Origin of the sequence: Streptomyces griseorubiginosus (genome assembly GCF_017614965.1) — a bacterium.
In the GTDB taxonomy this organism is placed as follows: domain Bacteria; phylum Actinomycetota; class Actinomycetes; order Streptomycetales; family Streptomycetaceae; genus Streptomyces; species Streptomyces griseorubiginosus_B.
The window spans coordinates 1-17,081 of the sequence record NZ_WVUG01000189.1; the positions used below are offsets into that span (position 1 = coordinate 1).

11 protein-coding genes and 2 pseudogenes are annotated in these 17,081 nt (G+C 69.1%); 10 read left to right on the forward strand and 3 right to left on the reverse strand.

What is annotated here, in order from left to right; all coding sequences use genetic code 11:
* Positions 1-483: pseudogene (locus tag GRC12_RS28950) on the forward strand (hypothetical protein); the annotation flags it as partial.
* Between the two features lie 126 nt (positions 484-609).
* A complete protein-coding gene (locus tag GRC12_RS28955; RefSeq protein ID WP_208782311.1) occupies positions 610-3,090 on the forward strand; it encodes a non-reducing end alpha-L-arabinofuranosidase family hydrolase in 2,481 nt (826 codons plus the stop codon).
* Positions 3,091-3,150: 60 nt separating this feature from the next.
* Here GRC12_RS28955 and GRC12_RS28960 read toward each other — a convergent pair whose 3' ends face one another.
* Positions 3,151-4,884: an RICIN domain-containing protein gene (locus GRC12_RS28960; protein ID WP_244373924.1), complete on the reverse strand. Its 1,734-nt coding sequence runs from the start codon at positions 4,882-4,884 to the stop codon at positions 3,151-3,153.
* A gap of 302 nt (positions 4,885-5,186) precedes the next feature.
* Positions 5,187-7,874 (reverse strand): RICIN domain-containing protein, encoded by a 2,688-nt coding sequence (locus GRC12_RS28965; RefSeq protein WP_208782313.1) that lies wholly within the window; start codon positions 7,872-7,874, stop codon positions 5,187-5,189.
* A gap of 289 nt (positions 7,875-8,163) precedes the next feature.
* Here GRC12_RS28965 and GRC12_RS28970 point away from each other — a divergent pair, with 289 nt between their 5' ends.
* Genes GRC12_RS28970 through GRC12_RS28980 form a run of 3 tightly spaced genes read left to right on the forward strand, consistent with a single transcriptional unit; the run spans position 8,164 to position 11,617 of the window.
* Positions 8,164-10,311, forward strand: coding sequence for a molybdopterin-containing oxidoreductase family protein (locus GRC12_RS28970; protein ID WP_208782314.1), 2,148 nt, complete (start codon positions 8,164-8,166; stop codon positions 10,309-10,311).
* A 3-nt stretch (positions 10,312-10,314) separates the two neighbouring features.
* Positions 10,315-10,641, forward strand: a complete 327-nt coding sequence (gene fdxA, locus GRC12_RS28975) for a ferredoxin (RefSeq protein WP_208782315.1) — start codon at positions 10,315-10,317, stop codon at positions 10,639-10,641.
* Positions 10,631-11,617 (forward strand): NAD(P)/FAD-dependent oxidoreductase, encoded by a 987-nt coding sequence (locus GRC12_RS28980; RefSeq protein ID WP_208782316.1) that lies wholly within the window; start codon positions 10,631-10,633, stop codon positions 11,615-11,617. Before fdxA ends, GRC12_RS28980 begins: the two co-directional genes overlap by 11 nt.
* 6 nt (positions 11,618-11,623) lie before the next feature.
* On the opposite strand, the gene GRC12_RS28985 is transcribed toward GRC12_RS28980, so the two are convergent.
* A complete protein-coding gene (locus GRC12_RS28985; RefSeq protein WP_208782317.1) occupies positions 11,624-12,583 on the reverse strand; it encodes a helix-turn-helix domain-containing protein in 960 nt (319 codons plus the stop codon).
* Positions 12,584-12,862: 279 nt separating this feature from the next.
* Between GRC12_RS28985 and GRC12_RS28990 the strand changes: the two genes are divergently transcribed.
* The 5 genes and pseudogenes from GRC12_RS28990 to GRC12_RS29010 form a co-directional block, all read left to right on the forward strand.
* Positions 12,863-13,357 carry a molybdenum cofactor biosynthesis protein MoaE gene (locus tag GRC12_RS28990; RefSeq protein WP_208782318.1) on the forward strand — a complete coding sequence of 165 codons (495 nt, stop codon included), beginning with the start codon at positions 12,863-12,865 and terminating at the stop codon, positions 13,355-13,357.
* The gene (gene moaA, locus GRC12_RS28995) at positions 13,354-14,379 is read left to right on the forward strand and encodes a GTP 3',8-cyclase MoaA (protein ID WP_208782319.1); all 1,026 of its coding nucleotides are present in this window, start codon (positions 13,354-13,356) and stop codon (positions 14,377-14,379) included. Before GRC12_RS28990 ends, moaA begins: the two co-directional genes overlap by 4 nt.
* Positions 14,380-14,431: 52 nt before the next feature.
* A complete protein-coding gene (locus GRC12_RS29000; RefSeq protein ID WP_208782320.1) occupies positions 14,432-14,677 on the forward strand; it encodes a MoaD/ThiS family protein in 246 nt (81 codons plus the stop codon).
* Positions 14,678-14,680: 3 nt separating this feature from the next.
* A complete protein-coding gene (locus tag GRC12_RS29005) occupies positions 14,681-15,118 on the forward strand; it encodes a CBS domain-containing protein (protein ID WP_208782321.1) in 438 nt (145 codons plus the stop codon).
* Between the two features lie 534 nt (positions 15,119-15,652).
* A pseudogene (locus GRC12_RS29010) lies at positions 15,653-16,783 on the forward strand (ATP-dependent nuclease); the annotation flags it as partial.
* Between the last annotated feature and the right edge of the window lie 298 nt (positions 16,784-17,081).

Below are 17,081 nucleotides of genomic sequence, written 5' to 3' on the forward strand. Positions count from 1 at the left end.
ACCCCTGTCAGGCCGGCCCCGGCCACCACCCCGGGCAGCTCGCGCCCGACTCCGTCGGCCACCAGTTCATCGCCGGCCGCCGGCGAGAGCCAGAACGGGCCGCTGTGGTCGGCCGGCTCGGTCGACCCGCGCAGCAACGTCTACTGGACACAGAGCGACCTCGCCCTCAAGACGACCCGGCCCCTCACCTCGCTCACGATCGAGATCCGGATCGTGCAGACCGGCGGGACGAAGATCACCGGCACCTGGCAGACCCTGCCGAGTGCTGACTTCACCGTCACCGCCCAGGAGGCCGGAGGCGCGCTGGTCTACCGCTGGGTCCTCAAGCCGGGCCTGACCGTGCCGGCCGGGAGCCATGAGTTTGCCGCCCAGTTCAACAACGGCAGCGGCGTGCGCAGTGCCTCAGGCGACGGCTACCGCGTCGACGCGCAGGGTCCGGGCGGCTCCGCCTCGGTCCGGGGAGGGTTCGTCCCGACCCGGTGAACGCCGCTGTGCGGCACGGGGATGGTGGCGGCGGCCGCGAAAACTCTCGATCGCGGCAACCTGTGTGTGCATGGCGGCAACTGGCAGGTACCGGGGCCGGATCAAGGCCCGCCGTGCCAGAAGGACATGCCGTTGTCAGATCAGAACCGCTCTCATCGTCGCCGTCCGGCGACCCGCCGCGTGATCGCCGTCGCCGTGGTCCTCGCCGCCGCGGGCGCTGCCGTACCGCTGGTCGCGCTGGCCGCACTCACGCCGGACGCCCGCACACCGACCCTGGCCACCGCGGCGGCCGCCGGCGGCCGCTACTTCGGCACGGCAGTGTCCTCGGGCAGGCTCGGCGACTCGACGTACTCCACCCTTCTCGACCGGGAATTCAACATGATCACCCCGGAGAACGAGATGAAGTGGGACACCACCGAACCCTCCCGCGGGAACTTCAACTTCGGCCCGGCCGACTCGATCGTGGGCCACGCCGCCGCGCACGGCCAGCGCATGCGCGGCCACACCCTGGTGTGGCACTCCCAACTGCCCGGCTGGGTCAAGTCCATCACCGACGCCAACACCCTGCGCAGTGTGATGGACAACCACATCACCACCGAGATGACGCACTTCAAGGGCAAGATCTACGCCTGGGACGTGGTCAACGAGGCGTTCGCCGACGGCGGCAGCGGTCAGCACCGCAGTTCGGTCTTCCAGGACGTGCTGGGCAACGGCTTCATCGAGGAGGCCTTCCGCACGGCCCGGACCGCCGACCCCTCCGCCAAGCTCTGCTACAACGACTACAACATCGAGAACTGGACCGACGCCAAGACGCAGGGCGTCTACAACATGATCAAGGACTTCAAGTCCCGCGGTGTGCCCATCGACTGCGTCGGCTTCCAGAGCCACTTCGGCGCCGGCGGCCCGCCCGCGAGCTTCCAGACCACGCTGTCCAAGTTCGCCGCGCTCGGCGTGGACGTGCAGATCACCGAACTCGACATCGCCCAGGCGTCCGCCACCGCGTACGCCAACACCGTCCAGGACTGCCTCAACGTCGCTCGCTGCACGGGCATCACGGTGTGGGGCATCCGCGACAGCGACTCCTGGCGCACCGGTGAGAACCCGCTGCTGTTCGACAACAGCGGTAACAAGAAGCCCGCCTACGACGCCGTACTCACGACCCTGGGCGGCAGCAGCGGCGGGAGCACGGCGGGCGGTGGCACGACGGCCGGGGACATCACCTCCGGCACCGTCTACACACTCTCCAACGCGGCCGCCGGACGCGTTCTCGACGAGCCCGCGGGATACAACGGCAACGGCACCCCGCTCCAGGTGTGGGACGCCAGCGGCGCCACCAACCAGCAGTGGCGGGCCACCAAGAACGGCGACGGCTCCTACACGCTGACCAACGTCGCCAGCGGCCGGGTACTGGACGAGCCGGGCAACCAGACGGGCAACGGCACGAAGACGCAGGTCTGGGACACCAACGGCGGCGCCAACCAGCACTGGAAGGCGGCCCGGAACAGCGACGGCTCCTACACCCTGACCAACGTCGCCAGCGGCCGAGCCCTGGAGACCCCCGGCGGCAAGACCGCCAACGGCACCCCCGTCCAGATCTGGGACTCCAACGGCGGCGGCAACCAGCACTGGAACTTCAGGACCTCGACCTCGACCTCGACGTCGGCCCCGACCACGCCCACGTCGACGGGCGCCACGTGTGCTCTTCCGTCGACATACCGGTGGACGTCGACGGGTGCGTTGGCGCAGCCGGCGAACGGGTGGGACGCGGTGAAGGACTTCACCACCGTGACGTACGACGGCAAGCACCTGGTCTACGCGTCGAGCGTGTCGGGGTCGGGGTACGGCTCGATGATGTTCAAGCCCTTCACGAACTGGGCGGACATGGCCTCGGCCGGCCAGACCGGCATGAGCCAGAAAGCGGTGGCGCCCACACTGTTCTACTTCGCGCCCAAGAAGATCTGGGTGCTGGCGTCGCAGTGGGGTGCGTCGCCGTTCGTCTACCGCACGTCGAGCGATCCCACCGACCCGGGCGGCTGGTCCGCGCCGCAGCCGCTGTTCACCGGCAGCATCCCCGGCAGCGAATCCGCCACCGGCCCGATCGACCAGACCCTGATCGCCGACGGCCAGAACATGTACCTGTTCTTCGCCGGCGACAACGGCAAGATCTACCGGGCGAGCATGCCGATCGGGAACTTCCCGGGCAACTTCGGCTCGTCGTACACGACTGTCATGAGCGACACGACGAAGAACCTGTTCGAGGCACCGCAGGTCTACAAGGTCCAGGGGCACAACCAGTACCTCATGATCGTCGAGGCTCGGGGCGCGAACGAGCAGCGCTACTTCCGCTCGTTCACCGCCACCGGCCTGAGCGGTTCCTGGACCCCGCAGGCGGCCACTGAGAGCAACCCCTTCGCGGGGAAGGCCAACAGCGGCGCCACCTGGACCAACGACATCAGCCACGGTGACCTGGTCCGCACCAACCCCGACCAGACCATGACCGTCGACCCCTGCAACCTGCAGTTCCTCTACCAGGGCAAGTCCCCCTCCGCGACGGGCCCCTACGACCGACTGCCGTGGCGGCCGGGCGTCCTCACTCTGCAGCGCTGACCCACCTGATACGAAATGCGCCCCCATCGAAGAGATGGGGGCGCATTTCGTCGGCTTCGCCTACTTGAGCGGCGTACCGCCCGAGTTGTGGTACGCGATCGTCTTGTTGATCAGGTTTCCGCCGTCGGACTCGACTGTGGTCTGTTCCTGCTGCCCCGGACCGAAGAACAGCCCGGCGACATGGGCGTTCGCGACCTGGTCCATGTGTCCGAAGAGCCAGTCCACCTTGTCGTCCTTGTAATGGTTGAGGGTGTTGTTCTGCGCCATGTTGCCCACGGGGATCTGCCACAGGACCACCGGCCTGCCCACGGACTCGGCCATCGTCTTGTAGAACTGCAGCGCCTCGGCCGCCTTCTGGTCGGTCCAGAAGTGGTCACTGCCGCCGTGGGCCGGCTGTGCGTACCAGCCCGCGTCGCGGTCCGACACATCGGTGACCAGGAAGTCGGCGTTCTTCGCGCCGAAGCTCTCGTAGGACTTGACGCAAGCCTGCGTGTTGGTCTGCCAGTCGAAGCAGGAGAGGTGCATCCCCACCTCGGCGTTCGGCGCGTACTTGTGCGCCATCGAGATCAGGCACTGGGCGAGCCCGGTGGCGCTGTTCTCCTGCGATCCGCAGTCCGTCGGATTCGCGCTCTTCACCTGTGCGGGAACCTGGTGCGGATCGCCGAGCGAGCGGACGTAGCCCCAGAAGTCGGGCTCGAGGTCGATCGCGGCCTGCGTCTTGCCGATCTTCTGGAGGAAGAAGCGGTAGTCGTTCAGGTAGCGGGTGAGCAGGTCGGTCCGGTTGATGGCCTTGACCTCGCCCGGACCGTCGCCCTCGCCCGCCGCATCGCCGAGGTCGCGCAACGAGTACCAGGTCCACAGCATCTTCTGCGGACGCGAGCTGCCCTTGTACGTCGCCTGGGACACCACGTCGTCCCGCCAGGTCACGTACGTGCCGGGTGCCGTGGTGCTGCCGTTCCAGCAGCCCCACCAGCCCGACCAGTCGTCGTGGCATTTCGCCGCCGTGTAGTAGTCCGACGAGGGCGCGGGCTGGCTGTGCACATAGGCGTAGCGCATGTCGAACGGCGCGGCGGCCGCCGAGGCGTCGGACATCGAGCCGCCGATGACCACCGTGCTGCTGCCCATGAAACGTGTCGTCGAGCTGCCGCCACCGGCCACGGGAGACGGCGTGGACGACGGCGTGGACGACGGGTGCGGGCTGCTCGGAGCCGGGCTGGTGGGAACGCTGCTGCTCGGCGCGGTGGGCGTACCGGAGCTGCCGACGCTCCCGGCCGGGACGAGTTTCCACTGCTGATCGGCGGCGCCCCGGTCGCGGTTCTGGACGACACCGGTCCCGTTCGCCTTGGCGGCGTTGCGGACATCGACGGCCAGGCCACTGAAGCGATTGACCAGACGCACGTAGCCGTCCGACGACTTGGCCAGTTTGAACTGCTGGTTGGTGCCGTTCAGGTCTTTCCACTGCACGAGGGCGGAGCCGGCGGTCTTCGACCAGCCGAGATCGTCCAGCACCTTGCCGGAGTTCCGGTTCTGCAGCCGGTAGTACCCGTCACCCGCGTCGATGAAGCGCCACTGCTGGTTGGGTCCGCCATGACGGCTCCACTGCACCACCGCCGCGCCGTCGTTCTTGGCGGAGCCGCGGTCGTCCAGCACCTTGCCGCTGTTGCGGTTGACCAGCACGTACCACTTCTTCAGATCCAGGGTCTTCGGCTGCGCCGAAGCCTGGCTGACCACGACGGCCGAGCCGGCCACGACCACCGTGGCGAGACCCGCCCACAGACCCCGACGCGCGAGCAACCGACGGCCACGATGCTTCGGGCGACCGTCGCGGCCGTGGGACGCCACCGGTGACGTGGGTGGGCCGGGGAGATGTCTGTGCTCTCGTTCCAGGGACACGCCTGTGCTCTCTTTCAGCCGTTGCATCTGACCGGACCACTTGGCCGGACAACGCTGAGTGGTCCGAGAGGCCGAAAAGGTTGCCGCGAAGAGCCACAGGTTTTTTCGCCCTGACCGCTTCCCGTTCGCCGCGAGACGCACGGCGGGGCCGCAAGCCGTCGTGGCCGCGGCCCCGCTGGGGCGTCCGGGTCAGGGCGTCCGGGTCAGGACGGGTCGCCGTACAGGAGGCCGCGTCCGTTGGTACCGATGTAGACGCGCCCGTAGGTGTCCGGGTCGCCGGTGATGACGCCGAGGCTGCCGATGGCGCCCCACTGGTGGGCGTCGTCGTTGACGCGGAGCCAGGTGGCGCCCCTGTCGGTGGAGCGGAAGACTCCGGTGACGTCGTTGACGGTGCCGATCAGGTACAGCGCCTGGTAGTCGGCGCCGGGTGCGGCCTTGCCGAAGCCGAGGGCGGAGGCCGATTGCACCGTCTTGAGTGTGGTGAAGGTGCGGCCGCCGTCGGTGGAGTGCAGCAGCCCGTTCCCGCCGCCGGCGATCCACAGGTCCCCGCTGATGCCGGGGACGGCGGTGAGCCGGCCGGAGGGCAGGCCGGTGGCGCGGGGGGTGAAGGTCGCGCCGCCGTCGGTGCTGGCGTAGAGGGTGCCGCCGGACAGGGAGTAGAAGGTGTTGGCCGAGGAGCGGTCGGCGACGACCACGGCGTCGGTGCCCAGGCCGCTGACCTTCGACCAGCTCGCTCCCTTGTCGGTCGAGCGGTACGGGGCCTGGCCGGCCTCGGTCCACACGATGGTGGAGCCGTCCGCCGCGAGCGCGACATGGCCGCTGTTCGCGCTGCCCACCGGCTCCGCCGTGAAGCCGTTCCAGCTGCTGCCGCCGTCGGTGGAGTAGGCGCCGTCCTGCGCGCCGCCGGTGCCGACGCGGACCATCACCGCGGGGGCCGACTGGGCGAAGTCGATGTCGGTGCTGCTGCTCATCAGCGGGTTCTTCAGCCGTCCGGCGGGCACCTCGGTCAGGGAGTCGTGGCGGAAGCCGCCCTGGTCGCCCATGGAGGTGATGACGGTGGCGCCGCCGGGCGGGGCGATCGCGTCCGCCAGCGAGGTCTCCTCCAGCCCGCGGGCCCCGGAGGTCCAGTGGCTGGTGCCTCCGCTGTCGGAGGCGCCCGCGTCCTCACTGCTCCAGATGCCGTTGCCGGTGCCGTACAGCACGTGCCCGGAGTCGAAGGGATCGATGGCCAGCGCGGTCATCCAGTGCCCGATGCCGGTACCGACGTAAGGAGCGGCGGAGGCGTCCCGCACCGACTTGTCGGCCAGCGCCTTCCAGGTCGTGCCGCCGTCGGTGGTCCGGTAGAGCTCGTCCTGGGGCCACCAGCGGTCGAGGGTGGTGACCATCACCGTGGACGGCTTCTGCGGGTCGACGGCCAGACCGGAGAACCCGTAACCGCCCTGGGACGGCGAGATGTTCTTCCACGTGCCGCCCGACGGCGTGTACTTCCACACCGAGCCCGCCGTCGCGTCGTTGGGGCCGATGTCGTTGCTGTACGTCAGGTACAGCGAACCGTCGCCGGAGACGACACCGTGCTGCGGCATCTGACCGGTGGGCCGCCCGGAGACGGCCTGCCAGCTGCCGCCGCCGTCGGTGGAGCGGTACAGGGAGGTGTCCTTGTCGTTGACGCCGACGTAGACCGTGTTGCTGCCGGCCGGGCCGTACGTCACGAAGGAGATGCCCGCGCCGCTGCTCGCCCCGTCCTTGACGGGGAACGAGGAGACCTGACTCCATGTCGCGCCGTAGTCGGTGCTGCGCCACAGGCCGTTCTTGCGGGTGCCCAGCAGCAGGGTGGCGTGGTTCGCGGGGTCGATCACGAGCCGTTCGCCCGCCCCGCGGCCGGGTTCGTTGCCGCCCAGCTTGAACGGCAGATCGGTGCGCTGGAAGGTGCGGCCCCGGTCGGTGGAGCGCAGGATCGCGCCGTTGCCGGCCCACTCGTTGGTGTAGGTGCCGGTCGCGAGGTAGAGCCGGTCCGGGTCGACGGGGTCGGTGGCCAGTGCGTCGATGCCCAGCAGGTTCCAGTCCTTCTCGCCGAGCCAGTCGGTCAGCGGGATCCACTGCTCGGCGGCGGTGTCCCAGCGGTAGGCGCCGCCCATGTCGGTGCGCGCGTACAGCAGACCCTTCTCCTTCTGGTTGAACACCAGCCCGGTGACGTAACCGCCGCCCACCACCTGGGCGTTCTTCCACACATACGGTCCGGCCGCGGCCGTGGCCGTGGTCTGAGCGCTGCCGGTCCCGGAAGCCTGGGTTCCGGACGCCTGGGTCCCGGAAGCCTGGGTCTGGGCCGTTTGCACCAGCTTCCACTGCTGGTTGGTGCCGCCCGTCCCCGGATACTGGATGATCGGCGCGCCCTCGGCCGTGGAGCCTCCGGAGACGTCCAGGACCTGGCCGCTCCTGCGGGAGGTGAAAGTGACGGCGTCGGAACCGCTCACGTCGTCGATCCGCCACTCCTGGGAAGGGGAGGAGCTGTCGGTCTGCTGCTCGGCGGCGGCCGCCCGGGCGGTCGAACCGCCCGCTATGCCCAGCACCTTGCCGCTGTTGCGGTTCACCAGCTCGTAGTAGCCGTCCCCGGTGGGTCTCAGCTTCCACTGCTGGTTGGCGGTGTTCTGGTCGGTCCACTGCTGGATGCGGGTGCCGTCGGCGGTGGAGAAGCCGTTGACGTCCATCACCTTGCCACTGCGCACCGAGACCAGCCGGTAGTAGGCATTGCCGTCGATCGTCGCGGCCTGCGAGTCCTCCTGCGCGAACAGGAGGTACGGCACGACGATGGCGGGCACGCCCAGCAGCAGAGCGGTGGCGGTCCAGCGACGGCGGTGACGCCCGCGGCGCCCGCCGGTCGTGGGGTTGTTCATGGGGAGGTGTTCTCCTTGCATGCCGTTCACCAGAAGAGGAGTGAATCCAGGCACGGGTGATGACCGGATCCGCCGCCCAGTGGTCACAGACGCCGTACAGGGTTGCCGCGAGCCGGGTAAAGAAGGGAGCTGCGGTGCTGCAGCTGACCGGCTGCGCGGCGGAGGGTCCTGCACCCGGTCCGGTCTGTCGCTCCCGGTCAAGAGCCTGTCGTCTGACGCCCAACCGCCGGCCCCCGGGTCCCCGACGATCGGGACAGGCTCGATCCGAGGGGAAGGCAGGGGAAGGCAGATGAACGCAACAGCGGCGGTGACCGGTACGACCGAGGTACGGGGTGCGTGTCCGCACGACTGCCCGGACACCTGCGCGATGAGGGTCACCGTCACGGACGGCAAGGCGGTGAACCTGACCGGCGACCAGGAGCATCCGTACACGCGCGGCGGCCTGTGCGTGAAGGTCGACAACTACCTGGACCGGGTGTACAGCCCGGATCGCGTCCTGCACCCGATGCGGCGCACCGGCCCCAAGGGCAGCGGCCGGTTCGAGCGGATCACCTGGGACCAGGCCCTGGACGAGATCGCGGCCCGGTTCCGGGGGATCGCTGCCGAGTTCGGGCCCGAGGCGATCATGCCGTGCAGCTACCTCGGCACCCAGGGCATCCTCAACGGCCTCAACGTCGGCGACCCCTTCTTCGCCAGGCTGGGCGCCACCATCGCCGAGCGCACCTACTGCGACTCCGGCGCCTGCACCGCGTACACGATGACGATCGGCGACTGCGCCGGGGTGGACCCCGAAAGCCTGGTCCACTCGAAGTTCATCCTCATCTGGGCCTGCAACGTGATGAGCACCAACCTGCATCTGTGGCCGTTCATCGCCGAGGCCCGCAAGCGCGGGGCGACCGTCGTCGTGGTGGACCCGGTGAAGACCCGTACCGCGAAGGCGGCCGACTGGCACATCCCGATCCGCCCCGGCACCGACGGCGCCCTCGCGCTGGCCATGATGAACGTGATCATCGGTGAGGGGCTGACGGACGACGCCTACATCGCCGAGTACACCGTCGGATACGAGGAGTTGGCCGAGCGAGCGAAGCAGTACACGCCCGATTGGGCCGCAGAGGAGACCGGCATCCCGGCCGAGGACATCCGCGAACTGGCCCGCGCCTACGCCGCCGCCCAGCCGTCCGTCATCCGGATCGGCGTGGCGGTGGAGCGGCACGCCGGCGGCGGCCAGACCGTACGGACGCTGGCCTGCCTGCCCGCGCTGGTCGGCGCCTGGCGCAACCCCGGCGGCGGGATTCTCCAACTCCCCCTGTGGGCGTTCCCGGTCAACTGGGGCGCGATGATGCGCCCGGACATGCTGGAGCCCGGCAAACGCGTAGTGAACCAGTACCAGTTGGGCCAGGCGCTCACCGGCGGCCTCGACCTCGACCCGCCCATCAAGGCGCTGATGGTCTACAACTCCAACCCGGTGGTCGTCTGCCCGGACCAGGGCAGGCTCATCGAGGGCCTGAAGCGGGAGGACCTGTTCACCGTCGTCAGCGAGCAGTTCATGACCGACACCGCCCAGTTCGCCGACATCGTGCTGCCCGCCACCACCCAGCTGGAGCAGGACGACATCATGTTCTCCTGGGGCCACCTCTACGTGACCTACAACCACCGTTCGATCGAGCCACTGGGCGAGGCGGTCCCGAACACCGAGCTGTTCAGACGGCTCGCCGCCCGGATGGGTTTCACCGAGCCGGTGTTCCGGCGCACGGACGACGAGATGATCGCAGAGGCGTTCGACTGGTCGGCGCCCGCCATGCAGGGCATCACCGTCGAGTCGCTGAAGGAGAAGGGCTGGCAGCGGCTCAACGTGCCGCCCGCCGACCAGTACGCCCCCTACGCCGAGGGCAACTTCCCCACCCCGTCCGGCAAGGTGGAGTTCAGGTCCTCCATCGCCGAGACCGTCGGCAACTTCGTGGTCCCGCTGTTCCGGCAGGGCTCCAACGACCACCAGCCGGGCACCCCCGTCGACCCACTGCCGCACTACGTCCCGCCGCGCGAATCAGCACACACCAACCCCGAGCTGGCCGCGCGGCACCCCCTCAGCCTCATCACCCCGAAGCCGCACGCCTACCTGAACTCCAGCAGCGCCAACCTCCCCATGCACCGCCGCGTCCAGGGTGACCCCACCGTCCTCATCCACCCCGACGACGCCGCCGAACGCTCCATCGCCACCGGCGACGACGTACGGGTCTTCAACGACCGTGGCTCCTTCGTGGTGAAGGCGAAGGTGGACAAGTCCGTCCTGGCGGGCGTCGTCGTGTCGGCGTACGGCGGCTGGCGCACGCACACCAAGTCGCTCTCCACGATGGCGGCCCTGAACCCCACCACCTTCGCCGACCTGGGCAACGCGCCCACGTTCTCCGACACCCTCGTCCAGATCGAAAGGGCCTGACCCATGGCGTACGTCGTCACCGACGCCTGCGCGGACATCCTCGACCAGTCCTGCGTCGAGGAGTGCCCGGTGGACTGCATCTACCAGGGCGACCGGATGATGTACATCCACCCCGACGAATGCGTCGACTGCGGCAAGTGCATGACCGTCTGCCCGAGCGACGCGATCCACTGGGAGCACAAGATCCCCGTGGAACTCGCCCCGTTCGCCACGGCCGCCGTCGAGTTCTTCGAGGAGCACGAGGACGCCTCCGGCGGCGCGTCTTCGCGCGGACCGGTGGGCGTCGACCATCCCCTGCTGCGGAACAGGTCTGACAGCGATGGGAGTTGAGCACGGGTACGACAGCGACCTGCTGATCGTCGGCGCCGGCCCGGCCGGCCTCTATGCGGCCTACTACGCCGGCTTCCGGGGCATGTCCGTCACGGTGATCGACGCGCTTGAACAGCCCGGCGGCCAGATGGCGGCGCTGTACCCCGAGAAGCAGGTGTACGACGTCGCCGGCTTCCCCGCGGTGAAGGCGCAGGACCTCGTCGACGCCCTGGTCGAGCAGGCATCGCAGGCCAAGCCCCGTTACCTGCTGGGCCATACCGCGCAGACGCTGACGGACACTGCGGACGGCGTCGCCGTCACCACCCATCGGGGCACGGTCGTGACGGCGAAGGCCGTCCTGGTCACCGGCGGCATCGGAAGCTTCAGGCCCCGCCCGCTGCCCGCGGGCACCGAGTACGAGAACCGTGGCCTGCGCTACTTCGTGCCGAGACCGGCCGAACTCACCGGCGCCGACGTGGTGATCGTCGGCGGCGGGGACTCCGCGGTGGACTGGGCGCTGGCCCTCGAACCCCTCGCCCGCTCGGTGGCGCTGGTCCACCACAGGCCACGGTTCCGGGCGCACGAGCACAGCGTGCGGCTGCTGCGAGCGTCGTCGGTGCGGTTGTACACCCCGCACGAGGTACGGCGCATGAGCGGCGGGGACCACGTCGAACAGGTGGAGCTGCGCGACCTCGACACCGGCGCGACCGAGTCCCTCAAGGCGGACACGGTGGTGGCCGCGCTCGGCTTCGTCGCGAACCTGGGCCCGCTCACGACATGGGGCCTGCAGATGCGGGGCCGCCACATCGAGGTCGACCGGACCATGCGCACGAGCCACCCGAGGGTGTACGCCGCGGGCGACATCGCCGACTACGACGGCAAGGTCGCGCTGATCTCGGTGGGCCTGGGCGAGGCCGCGCTGGCAGTGAACCACATCGCCCCGGTGGTCGATCCCACGCTGGCCACCGTGCCGGGACATTCCAGCGACAGTCTGTAACGGCTCCTATGCGCGGGCCCTGGCCCGGTAGGCGGTCGGCGAGGTGCCATAGACCTCCCGGAACGCCCGACTGAACACGGCGAGATCGGTGAACCCCCAACGGACGCAGATCTGGGTGAGGGTGGCCTCCCCGCCCCGATGGGTCAGCAGGTCCCGGCGGCACCGCTCCAGGCGCTGCCGCCGGATCACCTGGGAGGCTGTTTGTCCCCGGCCGGCGAACATTCGCTGGAGCTGGCGCGTCGACACGAAGTGCGCCTGCGCGATGCGTTCCGGGGACAGGTCCGGATCATCGAGGTGCTCCGCGATGTAGGCGTCGATCTGCCGCTGCAGGCCCGCGTGCCGGTCGACGGTGCCGCCGAAGCCGCACGCCTCCGTCGCGATGGTCGCCACCAGGTCGCCGATCTCGTCGGCGATCCGGATGGCGCCCCCTTCGCTGACGGCCGGCTTCTCGACGAGCAGGTCGGTCAGCATCCTGCTCAGTACTCCTGTGATGCCGCTGCCACCGTCCAGCGTCCGGCAGGTCAGCAGGGCCGACTCGCTGTCGCTGAGGCGGATCGTGTCACGGGGCCAGGTGAAGACGGCGAGGTCCCAGTGAGGGGAGTCGGTCCCCGAGCGGACCGACCAATGGAAGGGCCGCTCCGTCTCGTACAGGACGAAGTCGCCGGGGCGGAGCGTCGCCTCGCGTCCGTCCTGCGCGGCCCGCGCGGCACCGCGGCGGACCATGCAGAGCTGAAGGTAGCGGTCGCCGTCGCGCCGCAGCAGCTCCGTCGTACGGAGGATGTCCTGGTCCACCGAGCGCACTCCCGACACCCGGAGGTGCCCGAGGAAGTCGCTGCGCACGGCACCGTCGAACGTGCCGCCGTCCCGCTCGACGTCCACGTCCAGGCTGACGAAGTGGTCCCGCAGGAGTTCCCGCCAGACCTCGCGTCGGCCGGTGTTCGTCTCGCTCGGCTCTGCTGCTGTCATGGCATACCTCGCTGTACTCGTTCACGAGTGTCAGCCTTGCGCTCGGGCGGTTCGTTTTCGCCGTGTAAACAACCGGAAAACGGGATTCAGCGGGCGGCCTGTTCCCGTCGCCGCCGGTCAAATGGCTGTCGCGCTACGTCGTGTGCGGTGGGCCGGGGCCGGTGAGGATGAACGCCAGTGCCGGTCCAGGAGGCGAGGGGACGCATGGTGACAGCCGCCGTGAATGATCAGATCTGTTGTCCGGAGGAGTCGGCCGAGAAATCGGCCGATGACGTTTGGGTGGGCCTGACACGGGACCGTGTCCCGGTCGCCGAGGCGATCGAGTGGGCGACGGTGGCGTACTGCGGAGCGGTCGTCACCTTCACCGGCACCGTACGCGACCACAACGACGACCTGACCGGGCACCGCACCGGGATCACCGGGATCGACTACGAGGCGTACGACCGTCACGTCGAGCCACGCCTTGGCCGGATCGCCCGTGCGGCGCGGGCTATCTGGCCCGGCCTGGGGCGGGTGGCGCTGTTCCACCGCAGCGGCCCGGTGCCGGTCACCGAGGCGAGCGTCCTGGTCGTGGTGTCCGCACCCCACCGCTCGGAGGCCTTCATCGCGGCCCGCTTCTGCATCGACGTCCTCAAGGAATCCGTACCGGTATGGAAGCGCGAGTACGGCGGGGACGGCACGAGCGGCTGGGTGGCCACGGGGAACCGGATCGACGATGTGGAGGCCGCCGCACACCGCTGGTGCCGCGACAGGAACGAGGAACCGGCGCCATGACGATACCGGTCCAGCCCGTCCTCGACCGCCGCCACCGTCCGCTGCGCGACCTGCGGATCTCCGTCACCGACCGGTGCAACCTCCGCTGCCGGTACTGCATGCCGCGCGAGCACTTCGGCCCGGGACACCGCTACCTGGACGCCGCCGACCTGTTGACCTTCGACGACATCACGCGCCTGGCACGGGTGTTCGCCTCCCTGGGGGTACGCAAGATCCGCCTCACCGGAGGCGAGCCCCTCCTACGACGGGGTATCGCGGACCTTGTGGCCAGGCTCGCCGCGACACCCGGGCTGGACCTGGCGATGACGACCAACGGTCTGCTGCTGCCGACGCTGGCGGAACGCCTTGCGGAGGCCGGGCTGCGCCGGGTGACGGTGAGCCTGGACTCGCTCGACGACACCGTGTTCCGGGCGGTCGCGGACACTCCGGTTCCGGTGCGCCGGGTCCTGGAGGGAGTGGACGCCGCCGCCCGCGCGGGCCTCACTCCCGTCAAGGTGAACATGGTGGTGAAGCGGGGGGTCAACGACGGCTGTGTGCTGCCGATGGCCGAGCGGTTCCGGGGCAGCGGCCACATCCTGCGCTTCATCGAGTACATGGACGTGGGGGCCACCAACGAGTGGCAGCTCGGCGAGGTGCTGACCGCCGCCGAGATCGTCCGCATGATCGACGACCGCCACCCCCTCGAACCAGTCTCCGCGAGCCACTCCGGGGAGGTGGCCACCCGCTATCGCTACCGGGACGGCGCCGGCGAGATCGGTGTCATCGGCTCGGTGACGCGGCCGTTCTGCGGGGACTGCACGCGAGCACGGCTCTCCGCGGACGGAAAGGTGCACACCTGCCTGTTCTCGTCCGGCGGCACCGACCTGCGGGCGCTGCTGCGAGCGGGCGCCTCCGACGAGGAACTGGGCACGGCTGTCCGCGCGATCTGGGATGCCCGGGAGGACGGCTACTCGGAGCTGCGAGGACGCCGCCGTACCCGATCGCGTGAGGACCGGGTGGAGATGTCGTACATCGGCGGATGACCTGGATCCGGAACTGAACCGGACCGGACCGGACCGAAAGGAGGATCGGCGCATGCCCACAGTGCTGATGTTCGCCGCCGCGCGGGAGGCGGCGGGCCGGGCGCACGACGTGATCGACGGCCCCACGCTCGGCGACGTGCTCGACGAGGCACGCCGACGCTACGGCCGTGAGTTCGCCCGGGTGCTGGCGAACTCACGGGTATGGCTCAACGGAGAGGTGCCGGACGACGAACCGCACGGCACCCCCTGCGGAACCGGCGACGAGATCGCCGTGCTGCCACCGATCAGCGGGGGATGACTGATGACCGATCAAGCCGCAGTGCGCAGTCGCGTCGCAGATGCGATGGTGACCTGCCCCAAAACCCTGGGCCCACGCTCCGACGTGGACGACCTCAGGACCCTCTTCAACGACGACCACGTCCACATGGCCCTGGTCGTGGCCCCGGACGGACGGCTCATCACCACGATCGAGAGGCCGGACGTCCCCGCGGCCGCCCCGGGTTCCGCGGCCGCCACGGCGTTCGGGACGCTCGAGGGCAGAACGGTGCCGCCGTCGGACCCGCTGTACACCGCCGCCACCCGGATGGCGCTCGACGGACGCCGCCGGCTTGCGGTGATCGACGACTCCGGCCGCCTGCTTGGGCTGCTGTGCCTGAAGCGGAGCGGCACCGGCTACTGCTCGGACGAAGCCATCCGCGCCCGCGCCGACGAACGGGAACGCACGCGCCCGATCTTCTGATGCCTGAGGTCCGGAATACGCGGTGCAGCACTGGCAAAAGACAAGCCCCAGGCCGCTGACCTGGGGCTTCAAGAAGAGCGGGTGACGAGAATCGAACTCGCGCTCTCAGCTTGGGAAGCGACGGCGCTTGCGAAGCCCTACACCGCCTGACCTGCGCAGATCCGTTGAGTCGCTGCTGGTGTGGGAGCTGGGAGGCCCCTTTGTTGACCGTGGTTGTCCGTTCTTAAGGGCACGCTGTGGGCACGGTGCTGGACGACGGGCGGGTGCCGCGCTGAAGTGGCCCACTTTCTGCACGGGGTCGGTCTGTGCCGGGGCCGACTGTGTGGAGCCGTTGCGTGTGCACGTGGACGGCTGGCCCCATCTGTGCCCGAGCCTTGAAGATCACAAAAAGCCTCGGCGGTGCTGCTGACTTTGATCTCAGCCGGTAGCAGCCTGGTGTGGCCTCTGAAACCGAGGAATCACTCATCTCGGGAATTCGGCTGATGGGGCGTCAGGGAGGCTGCTAGCGTTCACAAACGTCACACGGGGAGTCAAATGCCCCGCCCGCACCAAACGCTCAGGACGACCGTGAAGATCAAGCGCGTTCGCATCGAGAACTTCTGCTGCCTGCACAAGGTGGAGGTGTCCTTCGAAGACATCACCTCCTTCATCGGACCGACGGGGGTCGGCAAGTCCACGGTGCTGCGTGCGCTCGACTGGTTCTTCAACGGCGAAAAGGGCATCGCACTCAGCGACGACGATGTCCACTCGGCGGCCGATGGCGGCCGCATCTCCGTGGAGGTGGAGTTCGACGGGCTGACCGGACATGACCGCCAGACTCTCGGGCGGTACGCACCTGAAGGTGCTGCGAGCGTGAGCATCTGGCGAACCTGGCAAGACGGCGAGGACAAGATCACGGGCAAGGCGCTCGCGTACGGGCCCTTCGAGGAGGTGCGGAAGAACGACAAGGCCATGGAACTGCGTCGTGCCTACGACCAGTTGAGGGAGAGCGATCCAAGCTTGGGACTTTCGGCCGCCGGGACCAAGGACAAGGTCCTGGAGGCGATGCGTACCTGGGAGCTGGCCAACCGCGACCGCCTCACGGAGGCCGAGGTCGAGGACACGCATTTCTTCGGCTTCGCCGGACAGAGCAGGCTGGCCCAGCTGATCGACTTCGTGTTCGTCTCCGCCGACCTGCGGGCGTACGAGGAGGCCGACGATCAGAAGGCGACGGCCCTCGGACGCATCCTCGACCACGCCGTGGACCGCTCGCAAGCGAACGAGGAGCTCGGCGAGATCGAGGAGAACGCCCACCTGGCCCGGCAGGAGGTGCACACTAAGATCTACGGCCCCGTACTGGACGAGGTGTCGGCCGCGCTCTCCGCGGAGGTCGCCAAGTTCACCACAGGGCGCGAGGTGGTCGTGACCCCCACAGTGCAGACGCCGAGGCCCGCCCGGACCAGCTTCCAGGTGAGCATCCGGGACGGTGCTGCCCATACCTCGGTGCACCGGCAGGGACATGGCTTCCAGCGGGCCCTGATCATCGCGGCGCTGAAGTACCTCGCCGACCGTCGGCGCCCGGCCGACGGCATGCGGACGTTGTGTCTGGCCATCGAGGAGCCCGAGCTGTTCCAGCACCCGCCTCAGGCTCGGACCTTCGCGAAGGTGTTGCGCGAGCTGGTCGCCACGTCGCCGCAGGACCGTACACAGGTCATGTACGCAACCCACAATCCCGTCTTCATCGACCCGAAGGGCTACCACCAGATCCGCCGCCTCTGCCGCGCTGTCGGCGAGGATCACCCCGCCACCGAGGTATGGCAGGCCACAGAGGAGGACCTGTTCACGGCCCTCGAGGGGCTAGGGCGTGTTTTAGAAGTCGGTGACCTGTCTGGTTGGCCGTCCGGGGAAGCCGCGGGCGGCCATCCAGATGGTGAGGTCGCGGGCGATGTCGTTGATGCTCGTCGCCGTGGTGACCTCGTGCTCG